We start from the raw sequence: 15,550 nt of genomic DNA, 5'->3' as shown, positions 1-15,550 counted from the left end.
AAACAAAATAAGAAGAGGATATCCTCTTCTTAGCATGGCATAACTATGTTGTTAATACTATCGCATTGCCCTCAACATACACAACCTGTTTTAGTTGATTTCAGGCTTTACCGGTCCGATAACATATACGGTTTTACCGTGCTTACGACCAAATTGGTTGGCTCGGCTCAAACTCTCATAATACACATCGATTTTGTGGCCTTTAATCGCGCCACCGGTATCCTCCGCACGACGGAAGCCCACCCCTTCGATGTACACCCACCAGCCGATTGGAATTATACTCGGATCGACCGCGATGGTGCGTCCTTCCGTGACACGTGCGCCGGATGCAGTACGTGTACCGATACCTGGCTCCTGTGAGGAATACGCCGTCATGGAGACATTTTGTAAAACTTTGCTATATTTAAAATTTACGCCTGCTTTACGGACAGCACTGCCCGAACTAACCGTTGTTGCCTTAACCGCATCATTGGGACCGACGGAAGCAGCAAGAACGACCGGTTTTTTCTTCGTTCCTACCGCAATGACCTTATCCACACGGTTCTGTGCAACTTCCTTGTTAACCAGCTGTTTGGATACCAATTTTCCATCATGATATACCTTTTGAACGTGCTGGACGACCACACCCGATTTGCCGCTTTGAATGACCCGATTATCGCCTTTATAAAGACTCGGATCGGCCGTTTTGATGACCTGATAAGGCACCTGTTTTTTCTGTTCGACCTGCTGTTTCTTCACACGGACGATTTTTATGTCCATGTTAGACGAAACAGAGGCATCCAACGCAGGATAAACTTTATCCGTTGATGATAATTTATAGCCCGAGGTACGAATGGCACCTTCTACTGTATTTTCTGTTGTGTACAACTTTTTCGTCTCATTGCCTGAAGATACTTTAACCTGATTGGCACGTTTAATGACTACGCGATCGCCATCCTGTATTGCTCCATTTAGCGGCATGGAAACTGTATCATGCGGCTGAAGTGAAATGGAATGCTCGCTCAGCAAATCTTGAAGCTTGGATTCCCGGGTTTCTACCGCAGACGCCTTGCCATCGATGACAAAAAAGACTTGTTTTTTAGATTGCGTGTACATCAGAATTGAAATCATAATCGTTAGCGCGATTAGAAAAATAGCAACCAAAGCAGCCTGGCGCACATTCTCTTGCTTCCAACGCAATACGTAAGACATGCTGGATGAGCGTGACTCATGGGTATCCTTTTTCTGGAAAATGCCCATTTCCTCCGTCCTCCTTACATAGCCCGCCGTCTGGAGTAAGACATAGTTGAGATTTGACGTGACTATAACAGATTTTCTACAAGACAAGCCCAAACTACGACTGTCCTGCACCATGTACCCGTCTTCGCGGCATGCTGTCCTCCCCTGTTTAACCACAGTATGATGACAGATTTTCTTTTATTCACAACAAAAAAAGCCAGAGAAAGAGACTAGAGAGCTCTTTCGTGGCTTCCGGCATGTGTGAATATGCGGGAAAACTCATGCACGAGATGGCTTCTCTCTTGTTACGCTTACGGGGTTAGCTGTCGGGTTCGGACGTAGAGAGTCGCCCTAGCTTGGGTCAACCGCTCATGGCGGTCGCCTTCACATTCACCCCGAAGACCCAGAAAGAAATCGAAATACGGCTCCTCCACCTGTTCAATCCCATCCGGGAAAAGAATTTAGGTCGAGCCGGCTGGCGGAAGAAACGTTCCCTTCTTGCACATACGCCGGACGTACTGTAAGCCATATCGGTTCCCCCGTTCCCTGTAAAAGGGACTCAGCGAGACTGGTTCATGAAATGACTTGTTGATGTTTACATTCAAACAACAATTCACTGAAAAGATGATATCCTGTTTCTATGCATGTTGTAAAGCAGGTTTCAAGTACATTTTTTAAAATATTCGGTTAAAATATTGTAATATTCTCGAGTTTCCTGCAACAAATTCATGATTAGCTTCGTCTATCTCTTTATTTTGATCGATTTCTTCACTTTTTCATTGAATGTCAAATCGTTCCAGGGCATTTCGGGTCGTTATTGACACTAATTCCTCCACTGTAATCCCTTTGATTTGGGCTGCAGCCTCTGCTACCAGTCTCACATGTGCAGACTCATTTCGCTTCCCACGAAACGGATGAGGCGTCAGATAGGGAGCATCAGTTTCAATGAGCAGACGGTCCAGCGGCACCTGTGCGAGCACCTCTTTTGGCTGCTTGGCATTTTTGAACGTTATTGGACCACCGAAGGAAAGGTGAAATCCCATATCCAGCACCATTTTGGCTGTCTCCCAGCTACCCGAAAAGGAGTGCATGACTCCACCAATCTCACTCGCTTTTTCCTCGCGCAAAATCTTAACAATATCTTCATGTGCATCCCGGTTATGAATAACAATGGGCATCTTGAGCTCACGAGCCAGACCAATTTGATTTCGAAACACCCGATGCTGCACATCCTTCGGTGATGTATCCCAATAATAATCCAGACCGATCTCCCCGATGGCTACAACCTTTTTATGACTGCATAACGATGCAATCCATTCTAGATCGCCCTCCTGCATTGTAATAGCATCCTGTGGGTGCCATCCAACTGCCGCATAAATAAAATCATACGTCTCGGCCAATTTCATGGTGGATGGAATGGTCTCACGATTAAATCCGATATTGATCATCCGCGTTACTCCTGATTCGACAGCACGTGCTATAACTTCTTCACGATCTTCGTCAAATTGTGGCGCATCCAAGTGAGTATGAGTGTCGAATAAATCCAAGGTTTACATCTCCTTTTTTTACTTACATTTCTATATAGTTGTCTATTCTTTGACAAAATAATTCCTTATTTCGGCAGGAATCCTGTCTTTTACCGCGTTCAATTTATTCTGGGGAAAATACATATGATATTTCCCTCGGTGAATACCACTTATTGAGCGCACAATTTCCGAAACTTCGGATATTTCACTCACCTCGCCCTGACGTCCAAGCAGTAAAATCTGGTTGTCCGTCGAGCCACCCTGCCGAAACACATCATAAGGAAGATCTGTCGGAAAATCAATTTCAAAATCATATTCAGGGTGCAAACCAGCCTCTTTCAAAGCTTCTCGAATACTGTCAATGGTATCTGTATCCATATTTTCAATCTCTACATATTTATACAATCTACGGTCCATAAACCGGCTGCTCAAATCACTTAAAATCTCGTCCTTTTCTCGTTTCCACTGGCTAAATACGGTCTGGATTAATGACTCGTCGAGCATCAGATATTGCTCTACTGTAAGATCTCCTTTCAACAGATCCGGCAACGGGTCCAGCAGAAATCCAAACTCATATCCGTTTTTAAACAATTCCTTTGCTCGCTTGAAAATTTTACGTAAAAGGATTTCCGAGCTGCGTGTTACAGGATGAAAATAAATTTGCCAATACATCTGGTAGCGTGACATTAAATAATCTTCTACTGCATGCATACCTGATTCCTTCACAACAATTCTCCCATTATGAGGACGCAGCAGTCGTAAAATACGATCCAAATCAATCGTGCCGTAGTTGACACCTGTCGAGTGAGCATCCCGCAACAAATAATCCATACGATCGGCATCTAGTGGACTGGTTACCAGGTTGACAACAATCGGTTTATCATACGTTTTGGCTATAACCGCAGCCACCTTTTGTGGAAGCTTCTCGTCGACTTGCCGTAGCACGGCGTTGATCTCCGTGTCTCCCAGTACAATGCGGCATGTCCAATCCTCATGGTTCATATGAAAGGCTTCCTCAATTGAATGAGAAAATGGGCCGTGCCCCACATCATGCAATAGAGCTGCACACAGAGCAACCAGCCTTTCCTCCTTCGGCCAATCCGGGAAATCTCCACGTTCAAATTGAGAAATAATACTTCTCGTAATCTCATATACGCCCAATGAGTGTGAAAACCGGCTATGCTCCGCTCCATGAAACGTAAGATACGACGTTCCTAACTGCCGTATTCGCCGTAAACGTTGGAACTCCGGCGTGTTGATCAACCGCCATATCACAGTATCCTGAACATGGATGTAATTATGTACCGGGTCTTTAAAAACTTTTTCTTCACTGAGTGGCTGGTGCAAGATATCAGCTCCTTTAATATTCGGAATAATGGATTAAAATACAATAAAATCCTAAATGGTTTCCCTCATTCGACATTCTTTGTCGTAATATGTCGAATTATAGTTTTTCGACATTTCCAAATCGACAAACTGAATAAATCATCAATAAGATAAGGCAATACACACAAGTAAAGCTCTTTAATCTAAATACTTTTGCATAATCAGACTGTTACTACATTTTTAAGGTTGACTGTTTTGGGAATCGTTGGTATAGTAAATATCAGAAAAGAGAAAATTTTGTCGAATCATGACACTTATATTATTTTAAACGGCGAGAGGAGCCTGATTTATTATGATGAAATCCACTGGTATTGTAAGAAAAGTTGACGAGCTCGGACGTGTTGTTATTCCAATCGAATTGCGCCGTACCCTGGGAATCGGAGAGAAAGACGCTTTGGAAATTTATGTTGATGGCGAACGCATCATGCTTAAAAAATACGAGCCAGCTTGTATCTTCTGCGGCAATGCTGAGAACGTAATTTACTTCAAAGGAAAAATTGTTTGCCAAGATTGCATTTCTGAAATCCCAACACCTGTGACAAACTGAGAATTTTAGTATATAATAGACTTATCAGATATTGTTAATTCTAACCTTTTTCATATATACTCCTTGTTGCCTTCCACGGTTTGAACCCAACCGTTGGAAGGCCCTTTTTTGTTTAGGCAGATATTCATAAGAGTGCGTTGTAAACATCTCTCTTGGAGATTGAACGATCTGTGGCTGTACGCTTCATTGCATCCTTGCGTGTGAGTCCCTCTGCCTCATAATGTGCGACGTGGGACTGCAAAGATAAAGACTGCCACCATGCCTGACGTTCCTGTTCCTCTTCCTCTTCGTCTTTCCCTTCAACCACCAGACAATATTCACCAATCGGCGGATTCTCCTCTAGTTTAGCAAGGCATTGCTCCACGGTTCCCCGCACCCATTCCTCATGCAGCTTGGTCAGCTCACGCGCAAGCACCACTTTGCGTGAACCTAATGTTTCCTTCAACACCATCAATGTCTTCACAATACGATGAGGCGATTCATAAAAAATAATTGTGCCGTGAGATACCTGAAACGATAGCAACAGCTTCTCTAAGTCCTTTTTCTCCCGTGGTGGAAAGCCAGCGAAGGTGAACCTTTCTGTACCCAGTCCTGAGGCAATTAAAGCCGATAGTGCCGCATTTGCTCCTGGGATAGGAATGACGCTAATTTCCGCTTCCAGTGCCAGTTTGACCAGATCCGAACCAGGGTCAGAAATGGCCGGTAGACCTGCATCGCTAACCAGTGCCAAATTTTTTCCTTCTATTATATATCGTATCAGTTCAGGCCCACTGGCAGCCTTATTATGTTCATGATAACTGAAGAGCATATCCGGTGTAATTTCGAAATGAGTGAGCAGTTTACGTGTCTGCCGTGTATCTTCAGCAGCGATAATACTACATGATTTTAAGGTGTTAATCGCCCTAAAGGTCATATCGTCCAGATTTCCAATAGGTGTCGCAACAAGATACAACTTTCCCCGTTCTTCTTCGCTGGTACTAAAGCTTTTTTGTACAGCTGCTTTCACACAGAATCCCCCTTGCTTACTTCTCCATAGATATCTCTTATTTCCTGAGTATAATTCCCATTTTCCTGATATACAATGAGCGGAGGCAACAAACGAACCTCCGGTTTACCGTCACGTAATGCTTCAACTAGTACCATATTGGCTTCCATATGAACTCTTGGGTGAACAAAACGTATTCGTTTGGGTTCCAAACTATGTTTACGCATCAAGGTTATAATCTCACCCAGCCGCTGTGGGCGATGAACCATAGATACCTTTCCCCCATTACGGACAAGCCGGGTGGATGCCTGAATGACTTCTTCGAGTGTGCAGTTCACTTCGTGACGGGCAATTGCCTGGTGAGGATTCAGCTTGATATCGCTACCATTTAGCGGCATATAGGGGGGATTCACGGTAATCGCATCATAAACACCATGTCCCGTGATGTGAACCAGCTCACGTAGGTCCCCTTCCCGAATCTGAATTGCTGCTTCTAATCCATTCAAGCTGACACTACGTCTAGCCATATCTGCCAAACGTGGTTGAATCTCAATTCCTTCAATAGACGCTTTTGTTCGTGTCGTTAGCAACAGCGGGACAACCCCATTGCCAGTACACAAATCCAGAATCTTCCCGCGCTGCGGAATACCGGCAAAACGTGCCAGCAAGACCGCGTCCATCGAGAAGCTGAATACTTCATCACTTTGGATAATGCGCAAATTATGTGAAAGCAGATCATCAATTCGTTCCGACTTCTTTTCATTTTCGTACATAGTGCTCTCCCATCTTTTATAACCAAAATCGCTTTTCACTCATACTTCCTTACAAAAAAGCCGTAGGCATCTTGCTCCTACGGCTTGTTTTTATTTATTCAAAAATGACAGACAGAAGAGGCAATCGCCTTCCGTTCGCAAATGTCCGTAATACACGTTGCATATATGAAATCCTTCATGATACAGCCTCGCTAGATTGTCGTAGCCTTCGCCCACGACCTCACCCGTTTGCCCTTCATCCTTAATGACGATCGGAGGAGGAAGCTTCGGCTTGTTTGCCGTCTTTTCTTCTCCAGAGGTTTCACGTTTGAGCATCTTGCGCACCTGTTCGTTTTCAATCGTTAGTCGTTGATTTTCCTCCAGCAGCTCTTTTACTGCCAGTTTCAATTCACCCAGATCGCTATGCAACTGTCCCATTTGGGTTTCCATTTCGTGAATACGCGCAAAAACATTTAATTTATCCAAGTTTCCACCCCGAAGCAACCTAATGGTTTACTTGACGACTACATCGTCCATTGGAAGTTCCTTGACCTTACTGATCTCAAATAGTTGAACATGCACCGTGCGATGACCTGCATTCACACCTACGACTTTACCTTCTCCCAAAGAGGTGATAACCATCTTACCCACCTGAGGTAGCTCTTCTCGCATGCTTTCGTAGTTATCATGTTCAAACTTGAGACAGCACATCAATCTCCCGCACAACCCGGAAATCTTCGTCGGATTCAGCGACAAACTCTGATCCTTCGCCATCTTAATAGATACCGGCTCAAAATCCCCCAGCCATGAGGAGCAACACAGAATACGTCCACAAGGTCCGATTCCGCCAAGCATTTTAGCCTCATCCCGTACGCCGATCTGCCGCAGCTCGATCCGTGTACGAAAAATACTGGCCAAGTCCTTTACAAGCTCTCGAAAATCCACCCGACCCTCTGCCGTAAAATAAAAAATGATCTTATTTCGGTCAAATGTAAATTCTACATCTACCAGCTTCATTTTAAGGCCATGGTCTTTAATTTTATTTAAACACGTGCCGAATGCATCCTTGGCCGCCAATTTATTCTCTTCTACAACAAGAGCGTCATCATCCCCAGCAATACGAATGACTTTTTTTAAGGGCAGGACAACATCCGAATCATTTACCTCTTTTTTGCCCACTACAACCTTGCCATATTCAATACCGCGCGCGGTCTCTACAATGACGCAGTTTTCTTTCTCCACTGGAAGATCCAACGGATCAAAATAATAAGTCTTGCCCGCCTTCTTGAAACGGACACCCACTACACTATACAAAAATTAACCCCCTTGTATGCCACTAAACCTCATTTGAAGCCGACATTGTACGAATGGCCGCAATTGAAGTCTCACTGTCGCACAAACCGGGAACCTGGCGTCGCGGATTGTGCAGAGTGGAACAAGCGCGCCTTCCTGTTAGCCGGTGATAGAACCGCTTGTATCGGACAACCCAATCAGAAGCTGCTCCACGCATAATTGCCCGTTGACGTGAAAACGGAGCTTCTTCCTGCAATTCGCGGCCAAATCCATATAAGAGACCCATTGTTCCGTGCTGCGGGTGATTGCCAATTTGGAGACGGACTCCAAATGATCTATGAAAACAATGCTTTCGTGCCTTCCGTAACGGAAATGAAGCATATCCTTAAACCACAAATGAAACAGATGAAACAGAATATCCAGGTGTTCAGAAAGTCCAGTTTTAAAAATCTTCTGTTGAGCCAGAATAATAGACGAGCTCCCCCGACTCATGGACTCCTTCACTAATTGTAACACTACGTTTCTAATTTCTGCAAACCAATTCTGCTGGAGAATTTCTCTACATGATTCCAGTCCTGAAGCAATATGAACGACCGACCGGACAAGCCCTGCCGTATAGCCTTCCCCAATTAATGCCTGCATCATCACCTCCGGCTGTAAAGCGTGGAAAGGAACCTGCTGCGTCCGTGATTGAATCGTAGGCAGCAACGCCTGTCCATTTTCAGAAATGAGTATGCCGACCACTGGAATCTGGGGCTCCTCCAGAAATTTAAGTAGGCTATTAGCAGCTTGCACTGTCATGGTATCCGCCTGCCGAATGATATATACCTTCGGATTGGAGCTTTCAGATTTGTAAGAAAATATACGTTGAAGCCCACGAATCTGATCAATTTTAATCGTAGCTCCATCCGGCTCTACAATATGCAAATCTGGATGATTCCCGTGCTCTACCTTGCGGCATGACAAACACTCCCCGCATGCATCATCCGTCTGTCGCTCACAAAATAAAGCCTTAGCAAAGATCTGCGCCATGTTCATCTGCCCGCTTCCCGGCGGCCCGCTAAAAACATAGGCATGGTTGACCGTATGATTCCGTAGTGCACTTTGCAGCATTTTTTTGGCTACATCCTGGCCCATTATATGTTGAAAAGACATATTTCCTCACTTTCTCCACTGAAAACAACTGTGATCCATCGGCAAATCGTTGTTCTTCCAGGCATGTACATAGTCAAAAATAATCTGCCAGCATGATCAGCAAGCAGATTATTTCTTCGTGGCAACAGCCCGTCTGTATTCATTTATAACATAAGTCTGCATTAAAACGAGAGATTAATTAGCAATCCTCTGATCTCACCGACCCCTTGCAAAAGCTCAATCTTGCCTTGCTCGGTTTCGAGCAGCTCATCCGCCATTTTGAGCAACAGCTCATCCACTTCATCTATCAGCTTATAACGTTTGCTGCGTCCCCGGCGATCCCAGCCCTTTGTGTCCTTCATGGACACGCCTCGTCGAACGGTATCTTCCAAAAACCGTTTAACCAGCATCTTATAGGCCTTCAGCTCACGAATCGTCATTGAACGTGCAAGACGATCTCCCTGCATTTGTATTTCCTTAAAGCGCCGATTCAATTCCTCCTGCGAAGCTTGCTCCCCATTTTGCTGCATAACGTCGGAGAAGCTCTTGGGCTGAATTGGTTTTGCACTCATTTCATTTGTAGACAATGTACTTTGTAAAGGGCGATAGCCCGGATTTATTTTCATATAAACCTGCTTTCTCCCCGGATGCTTCCACTTTCCCCCTTCATGAACAGTTCAACCTAGAACTCAGGGTTTCTTCGGCTTTCCGGGGACTGCGCTGTAGCGCTGCCGTTTTAGTGGATCTGCCCTCACTCTCATCATGTGAGAAGATACAGGCGATTTCCCTATCATATCGGCAGAATAGGCCCTATTGTGTAGATTCAGAAATGCTCGAAACGGTCTACAGGCATCACGAATACCGTCGCTCCACCCACCTGGACTTCAACAGGCAACGGTAAATAGGAATCCGTCGTCCCGCTCATAGGGGTAACGGGTGTGACCAGCTGTTCACGAACCTTGCAACTGCTGCGAATGACGTTCATTAATGAGTCCACCTGATTGTCATCAACACCGATCATAAATGTCGTATTACCAGCACGCAGAAATCCTCCAGTGCTCGCCAATTTAGTAGCACGGAAATTAGCTTTCACCAGTCCGCTGGATAATCTATTACTGTCCTTATCCTGTACAATCGCAATAATCAGCTTCATCCTGTATTCCTCCTTCAAGTCATATTAGAGACAACCTTGTCCCTAGCTCAATTTTACCGTATATCCTTCGACAATTATATGCTAAAATTCTGAACAAACCGCTTTTTCAGCAAATCCTTCAATACTTTCTCCACCTGCTCTGGCGCCGGAGATGCATCAACAATTGTAATTCGCTCCGGAAATTTGCGAGCCAACTCCAAATATGCCTCTCGCACCTTATGGTGAAACGATATACTCTCCATGTCGAGGCGGTCCATTTCTGCTCCTCGTGACGCATTAATTCTTGCCAATCCCAATTCGGGCTCAATATCCAGATAAAATGTGGCATCCGGCTCCCAATCATCCACCGCAAAGCGATTAATTGAAGCCACCTCTTCAATTCCGATCCCTCTTGCAAATCCTTGATAGACCAAGCTACTATCCACAAAACGATCACATAATACGATAGCTCCCTGTTCAATAGCCGGCTTTACCTTCTCCACCAAATGCTGACGCCGCGCCGCCGCGTATAAAAGTGCCTCTGTTCGAGCATCCATACTGGTATGAGCAGGGTCCAAAATGATAGAACGAATCTTTTCGGAAATTTCGATGCCACCCGGCTCCCTCGTCGTGATGACTGGATAGCCTTCTTCCTCCATAAACTTCGCCAGCCGTTGAATCATAGTTGTTTTACCGGAGCCGTCTCCCCCCTCCAGTGTGATAAAAATGCCTTTCCGATTCATGTTATTCCCTGCTTTCCTGCCTGAAAAATAAAAGTCACCCATAGGCTACGTATGCTTCTTTTATTCAGTCTTCTGTATTTGTTAAGTCTCTAGTATCTAATCTTTATTGTAAACGGAATACCCGAATTGTAAGCATACTTTCATCTGCTACCCCGTGCCACTTGGCTCCCAGCTCACGTAGACGACTCATCCGCAATGCAATCGCTTCTGTAATCGTTTCTCCTGCATATAGCAGTGGAATACCTGGAGGATACGGGATAATCATTTCAGCCGCTACCCTGCCAGCGGATTCGTCTACAGGCACGGTCTCCATCTGATCCGGGCTAATCGGTCGAAGCCCAAACGGCACCGGACTAGAGTATCCCTTCATTCTATCATTGTTCCACGTGGAAAAATCTAATTCGAATCTTTGCTGCTCTTTTTCCGTTGACCCCGGCTCACCAGCCGTCTCCTTAAATCTTATATCATTATCTATATGCACAAGAGCCTGCAACAGGTGACTCGCATCCTTAGCCGTAGAGCCTAACGTAAACAATAAAACAACATGTTTTTCGTCGCTCATCTCTGGAACACATCCGTAAGTCTCCAACTCATGCTTGAGTCCAAACCCATCCAGTATACCCCATGTATCATACAGCACCAATTTAAAAGGATCCTGGGTTGAATATTCGCTTATTCCCTCATCAGCCCTTTCTAGGACCTCAGAGATTCCCCTGTGAGCGTATTCTCCCTCTAGTGCCTGCTGTGTAGGTTCTAGCAAGCGAAAGCGTGGGAGCTGCTCCAGGCCCTTTCTAAAAGCATCTGCCGCCGCTAAGCCCACTGTAAAAGCATCTGTTCCATACGCCTCTATATACCATCTTGCCAAATCCAGTGAAGCCATTAACGGATAAGAAGGGCTAGAGCTTTGCACCATCGCCAAACGCTGACGAAGCAGTTCCCGATGGATTCTCTCTCCCTGCACATGTAACATGGCCCCCATGGTCATGGCTGGAAGCATTTTATGTGTCGACTGGACGACTACATCAGCCCCGCAGGATAGCGCAGAGGCTGGCAAACGAGGATGCAACCCATAATGGGCACCGTGTGCCTCATCTACCAATAGTGGTACATGGGCTGCATGACAAGCCTTAGCCGTTGCCGTCAGGTCATGCCCCATCCCATAGTAATTAGGTAGTGTAAGTAACACCCCTTTAGCCGAAGGATAGGCCTTCAGTGCAGCTTTTATTGTATCCGTCGTTGGGGCAACCGCCAGCCCGCTTCGTGTATCTATTTCCGGATCTAGGAATACCGCATTAGCCCCTGACAGCATGAGACCGTTAAGGACAGATTTGTGTACATTTCTCTGTACCAGCAGTAGATCTCCCGGCTCCGTACATACAGTTAAAATCATAGCCAAATTACCGACCGTGCTTCCTCCAATTAGCCAAAAGCTCTCTTCAGCACCAAAGCACTTTGCAGCCAGCTCTTGCCCTTCACGAATCACATCTTCTGGGTGATGCAAATCATCCAGTCCAGTAATTTCTGTCGCATCAATAGACATCACTTCTTGCAACAGAGCTGCAATATTTTCATGCTCATATACTTGTCCATTTTTATGACCGGGTACATGGAAAGAAGCATTGCCCTGAGTCCGGTAACGTATTAGAGCTTCCATTAATGGTGCATGTACCGCCTTTTTCCCCATCATTCTGCAATCCTTCCAAACAAAGCTTTATATCTACCTTATTTTATCGTAAAATCAAGCGGAATCCTACTTTTACTCACAGAAAAAAAGGCCCGTATCGACAGACCTTGGAATGCCAATCCTTCAAAGACTAATTAGCAAAGGATATTATGCATTTTTCTGTACCCAAATTTGCTTTAGTTGATCAATAAAAAAATGATATTTGGCATCAGTTGCATCCGTGTGCACCATTTCAGCTTCACACGTATCACAGATAAACTCGGAAACGATAAAAATGCCTTCATGCTTGTGCTGCCCGCATATAATACAGCGGTGGCCGCCTTGATCATGCATATCCATCCCACCTTGTTTCTTTTACTATTAGTATGGGGCACTTTCTACTATTTTAAACCTTTTCATAGCCCAGTTCGACGATATACTCTATATATATTCCATCTGGGCCATTATGGTGTTTGTACCCCGTATGTTTAAAAAACAGCCGTCTATGCCGATATAATAAGAAAAGCTCTTATGTTATGGGTACCCTTTCATCGGAGCCCTTGAACACTTCATCAGTGATAGCTTTTCCAGTAATTATAGAGTAGGCTAGCTAACACCGGATGTCGATCATTCTGTACTTCTACAAAAACGATTAAATGCTTATTTAAAGCGGCATGAGCGAAGTACCGTCCCTTTTTCCGGCTGTGGACGGGAAGCCACTTGTGATGCAGTAGATTAATGAAAGGACTGTTCGCATGACAGAGGAAACCGGAACCAAAGCTACCTACTATCACTACAAGCTCATTAAAAAAATCAGTATACCGCGTCAACTAATATGGAGTCATATCACACTGCCTGTTATTATGCTTCTCTTTCTGCTTCTTGCCTTTTCCTGGACTAGCGTGTTTTTGTTTGCTCTTGCCTTTTTCCTAACCTTATGGGTACACTTCGTAATCTCACGATCTGTCCTATACATCGGTGGCGGAACATCCTTCCGCAAACGCTGGGCATTCCACCGTAAATTACCTTGGCTAGGCTATATGACAGACCAGTACATAGGCTATAGCATCTTTCGTCGTGTGCACATACATACCCTCTGGATCGGTATCTGCTTATCAGCCGTATTCATTCTCTGGTCTCCACCAGCCTTTACTGTATCCTTACTCTTCTGGCATCTTTGGCTTATTGCACCGCGTCTATACATCCTCAGTCGGCTTACCGGCGAGAGAAAAGATGGCATGTTAAAGTTCACCGATGAAGATGCCTCATATTATCAACAGTAAATTTAACCACTCATTATCCGTACAGATAGAAAACTCAGGTCTGAACTAACCTATCAACGATCTAGACTGAAGCAATAAAAAAGGAGCAACCTCAAACGGTTACTCCTTTTTTGTGGATTAACAATTAAAATCGCTTTATTCTCTTATCAAGTAAACTTTTCCTCATCGTTATCCTCGTTATTCATGTAGGGCATTTGATCAACATGCAAATATATAAAAGGAAGCCACTCCCTACTCAACGGCAGTTCTGAGTGCTTCCCCATATCCGATCTCTTCATTCATCATGATACACAGCATACAATATGCTGAGTTTACTATAAATATGATCTACAATAAATCCTATGCTACTTACTCGGTTGAAAACCGTGTCCCTAATTAAGATCCACGCTTTTGCTCTTCACAACAGCCTTTCTGTCTTTTGGAACCAATACAGTAAAAGAACCATCATGCACAGACAAATGCACCATATGCTTATTTTTCTGAAACACCTTCTGATTCGAGGTGGATAAATTCGGTTCCTCAGTCCAGCCCCAAGCTGCAATCTCTTCTAAATAAGGAGCAGGTAGACTATCACTTTCCTTCAACGCTGGCAGTGCATAGCGAACATAGTCCATGTCCGAATTACTGCTGGCCCGATCGGTTTTACTAGCTTCTTTAGGAACCGGAAACGTCTTCTCGTTAGCAGCACCCTCAAACGATGTCCAAGAAGGCTCCTCTTCCACGCACCCGGTAAGAATCGCGACAGCGACACTGAATAGCACCAATAGAGCAAGCCATTTATTTCGCCGCATGATCTTCCCTCCTTACCAGCCTGATTGACTATACAAAATCCTATGATGGAGTTTGCATAATTCTGCAATAATGCAGCGTGTGTGTATGGGATTCAATACCTATATTATACAGGGTTTACTCCTACATTCCGTAACAAAAATGTTACCTTCCTTTTGTAAGGATATTTCTAAAATATACGTATATGCAAAAAAAATCATAATCTCAACGAGATTATGATTCTCTTTACTTGTTGCTTGGCGACGTCCTACTCTCCCAGGACCCTGCGGTCCAAGTACCATCGGCGCTGGAGGGCTTAACGGTCGTGTTCGGGATGGGTACGTGTGGAACCCCTCCGCTATCGCCACCAAACATGAATTTACATCGTAAATTCTACATTCAAGGTTACACCCTGAAAACTGGATCCGAAACTCATTGCGTCTTATCTTAGGATAAGCCCTCGACCGATTAGTATTGGTCAGCTCCATGCATTACTGCACTTCCACCCCCAACCTATCTACCTCGTCGTCTTCAAGGGGTCTTACATACTGGGAAATCTCATCTTGAGGGGGGCTTCACGCTTAGATGCTTTCAGCGCTTATCCCTTCCGTACATAGCTACCCAGCGGTGCTCCTGGCGGAACAACTGGTACACCAGCGGTACGTCCATCCCGGTCCTCTCGTACTAAGGACAGCTCCTCTCAAATTTCCTACGCCCACGACAGATAGGGACCGAACTGTCTCACGACGTTCTGAACCCAGCTCGCGTACCGCTTTAATGGGCGAACAGCCCAACCCTTGGGACCTACTTCAGCCCCAGGATGCGATGAGCCGACATCGAGGTGCCAAACCTCCCCGTCGATGTGGACTCTTGGGGGAGATAAGCCTGTTATCCCCAGGGTAGCTTTTATCCGTTGAGCGATGGCCCTTCCATGCGGTACCACCGGATCACTAAGCCCGACTTTCGTCCCTGCTCGACTTGTAGGTCTCGCAGTCAAGCTCCCTTCTGCCTTTGCACTCTTCGAATGATTTCCAACCATTCTGAGGGAACCTTGGGGCGCCTCCGTTACTCTTTAGGAGGCGACCGCCCCAGTCAAACTGCCCACCTGACACTGTCCTCG

Annotated in this window: 16 protein-coding genes, 2 rRNA genes and 1 riboswitch; of the genes, 2 read left to right on the top strand and 16 right to left on the bottom strand. The window is 45.2% G+C overall.

Annotated elements, in window-relative coordinates:
• Positions 1–90: 90 nt before the first annotated feature.
• The 3 genes from NLX78_RS24220 to NLX78_RS24210 form a co-directional block, all read right to left on the bottom strand.
• Complete coding sequence (locus NLX78_RS24220; RefSeq protein ID WP_061831836.1) at positions 91–1,239, bottom strand: resuscitation-promoting factor; 1,149 nt, start codon at positions 1,237–1,239, stop codon at positions 91–93.
• 271 nt (positions 1,240–1,510) lie between these two features.
• Positions 1,511–1,793: riboswitch (cyclic di-AMP (ydaO/yuaA leader) on the bottom strand.
• A 201-nt stretch (positions 1,794–1,994) separates the two neighbouring features.
• Positions 1,995–2,765 (bottom strand): TatD family hydrolase, encoded by a 771-nt coding sequence (locus NLX78_RS24215; protein WP_013308115.1) that lies wholly within the window; start codon positions 2,763–2,765, stop codon positions 1,995–1,997.
• 42 nt (positions 2,766–2,807) lie between these two features.
• Entirely contained in the window at positions 2,808–4,091 is a 1,284-nt protein-coding gene (locus NLX78_RS24210) for an HD domain-containing protein (protein ID WP_250267101.1), read from the bottom strand.
• A 331-nt stretch (positions 4,092–4,422) separates the two neighbouring features.
• Here NLX78_RS24210 and NLX78_RS24205 point away from each other — a divergent pair, with 331 nt between their 5' ends.
• Positions 4,423–4,677 carry an AbrB/MazE/SpoVT family DNA-binding domain-containing protein gene (locus NLX78_RS24205; protein WP_007428005.1) on the top strand — a complete coding sequence of 85 codons (255 nt, stop codon included), beginning with the start codon at positions 4,423–4,425 and terminating at the stop codon, positions 4,675–4,677.
• Positions 4,678–4,801: 124 nt separating this feature from the next.
• Here the strand turns inward: NLX78_RS24205 and rsmI are convergent, their stop codons facing one another.
• The 10 genes from rsmI to NLX78_RS24155 all read right to left on the bottom strand — a co-directional run bounded on the left by rsmI (position 4,802) and on the right by NLX78_RS24155 (position 12,733).
• Positions 4,802–5,683: a 16S rRNA (cytidine(1402)-2'-O)-methyltransferase gene (gene rsmI, locus NLX78_RS24200; protein ID WP_254351754.1), complete on the bottom strand. Its 882-nt coding sequence runs from the start codon at positions 5,681–5,683 to the stop codon at positions 4,802–4,804.
• Positions 5,680–6,435: a tRNA1(Val) (adenine(37)-N6)-methyltransferase gene (locus NLX78_RS24195; protein WP_025722559.1), complete on the bottom strand. Its 756-nt coding sequence runs from the start codon at positions 6,433–6,435 to the stop codon at positions 5,680–5,682. Before NLX78_RS24195 ends, rsmI begins: the two co-directional genes overlap by 4 nt.
• A 90-nt stretch (positions 6,436–6,525) precedes the next feature.
• Positions 6,526–6,900, bottom strand: coding sequence for a DNA replication initiation control protein YabA (gene yabA / locus NLX78_RS24190; RefSeq protein ID WP_025722558.1), 375 nt, complete (start codon positions 6,898–6,900; stop codon positions 6,526–6,528).
• Positions 6,901–6,927: 27 nt separating this feature from the next.
• Entirely contained in the window at positions 6,928–7,728 is an 801-nt protein-coding gene (locus NLX78_RS24185; protein ID WP_013308110.1) for a PSP1 domain-containing protein, read from the bottom strand.
• A 138-nt stretch (positions 7,729–7,866) separates the two neighbouring features.
• On the bottom strand, positions 7,867–8,862 hold the full coding sequence (holB, locus tag NLX78_RS24180; protein WP_023986424.1) for a DNA polymerase III subunit delta': 996 nt from the start codon (positions 8,860–8,862) through the stop codon (positions 7,867–7,869).
• 161 nt (positions 8,863–9,023) lie between these two features.
• Entirely contained in the window at positions 9,024–9,467 is a 444-nt protein-coding gene (locus NLX78_RS24175; protein WP_013308108.1) for a YaaR family protein, read from the bottom strand.
• A gap of 197 nt (positions 9,468–9,664) precedes the next feature.
• Positions 9,665–9,994 (bottom strand): cyclic-di-AMP receptor, encoded by a 330-nt coding sequence (locus NLX78_RS24170; protein ID WP_007427998.1) that lies wholly within the window; start codon positions 9,992–9,994, stop codon positions 9,665–9,667.
• A 74-nt stretch (positions 9,995–10,068) separates the two neighbouring features.
• Positions 10,069–10,716: a dTMP kinase gene (tmk, locus tag NLX78_RS24165; RefSeq protein ID WP_254351753.1), complete on the bottom strand. Its 648-nt coding sequence runs from the start codon at positions 10,714–10,716 to the stop codon at positions 10,069–10,071.
• A 103-nt stretch (positions 10,717–10,819) separates the two neighbouring features.
• A complete protein-coding gene (locus NLX78_RS24160; protein ID WP_254351752.1) occupies positions 10,820–12,403 on the bottom strand; it encodes an aminotransferase class I/II-fold pyridoxal phosphate-dependent enzyme in 1,584 nt (527 codons plus the stop codon).
• 144 nt (positions 12,404–12,547) lie between these two features.
• Complete coding sequence (locus NLX78_RS24155; RefSeq protein ID WP_023986422.1) at positions 12,548–12,733, bottom strand: sigma factor G inhibitor Gin; 186 nt, start codon at positions 12,731–12,733, stop codon at positions 12,548–12,550.
• Positions 12,734–13,134: 401 nt separating this feature from the next.
• Here NLX78_RS24155 and NLX78_RS24150 point away from each other — a divergent pair, with 401 nt between their 5' ends.
• Entirely contained in the window at positions 13,135–13,662 is a 528-nt protein-coding gene (locus tag NLX78_RS24150; protein WP_061831832.1) for a hypothetical protein, read from the top strand.
• 371 nt (positions 13,663–14,033) lie between these two features.
• Here the strand turns inward: NLX78_RS24150 and NLX78_RS24145 are convergent, their stop codons facing one another.
• From NLX78_RS24145 to NLX78_RS24135, 3 genes are all read right to left on the bottom strand, one after another.
• Positions 14,034–14,453 (bottom strand): hypothetical protein, encoded by a 420-nt coding sequence (locus tag NLX78_RS24145; protein WP_013308104.1) that lies wholly within the window; start codon positions 14,451–14,453, stop codon positions 14,034–14,036.
• 232 nt (positions 14,454–14,685) lie between these two features.
• Positions 14,686–14,802 (bottom strand): 5S ribosomal RNA (rrf, locus tag NLX78_RS24140).
• Between the two features lie 76 nt (positions 14,803–14,878).
• Positions 14,879–15,550 (bottom strand): 23S ribosomal RNA (locus NLX78_RS24135); the annotation flags it as partial.

This window comes from Paenibacillus sp. Lou8.1 (assembly GCF_024213565.1).
GTDB classification, from domain to species: domain Bacteria; phylum Bacillota; class Bacilli; order Paenibacillales; family Paenibacillaceae; genus Paenibacillus; species Paenibacillus polymyxa_B.
Note: the sequence above shows the minus strand (reverse complement) of the source record. Positions and strands in the feature narration are given on the sequence as shown.

Bases quoted from the DNA above. Each gene is read 5' to 3' on its own strand.
- NLX78_RS24220 (WP_061831836.1), bottom strand. From the start codon at position 1,239: ATGGGCATTTTCCAGAAAAAGGATACCCATGAGTCACGCTCATCCAGC.
- NLX78_RS24205 (WP_007428005.1), top strand. From the start codon at position 4,423: ATGATGAAATCCACTGGTATTGTAAGAAAAGTTGACGAGCTCGGACGT.
- NLX78_RS24195 (WP_025722559.1), bottom strand. From the start codon at position 6,435: ATGTACGAAAATGAAAAGAAGTCGGAACGAATTGATGATCTGCTTTCA.
- holB (WP_023986424.1), bottom strand. From the start codon at position 8,862: ATGTCTTTTCAACATATAATGGGCCAGGATGTAGCCAAAAAAATGCTG.
- NLX78_RS24175 (WP_013308108.1), bottom strand. From the start codon at position 9,467: ATGAAAATAAATCCGGGCTATCGCCCTTTACAAAGTACATTGTCTACA.
- NLX78_RS24170 (WP_007427998.1), bottom strand. From the start codon at position 9,994: ATGAAGCTGATTATTGCGATTGTACAGGATAAGGACAGTAATAGATTA.
- tmk (WP_254351753.1), bottom strand. From the start codon at position 10,716: ATGAATCGGAAAGGCATTTTTATCACACTGGAGGGGGGAGACGGCTCC.
- NLX78_RS24160 (WP_254351752.1), bottom strand. From the start codon at position 12,403: ATGATGGGGAAAAAGGCGGTACATGCACCATTAATGGAAGCTCTAATA.
- NLX78_RS24155 (WP_023986422.1), bottom strand. From the start codon at position 12,733: ATGCATGATCAAGGCGGCCACCGCTGTATTATATGCGGGCAGCACAAG.
- NLX78_RS24150 (WP_061831832.1), top strand. From the start codon at position 13,135: ATGACAGAGGAAACCGGAACCAAAGCTACCTACTATCACTACAAGCTC.
- NLX78_RS24145 (WP_013308104.1), bottom strand. From the start codon at position 14,453: ATGCGGCGAAATAAATGGCTTGCTCTATTGGTGCTATTCAGTGTCGCT.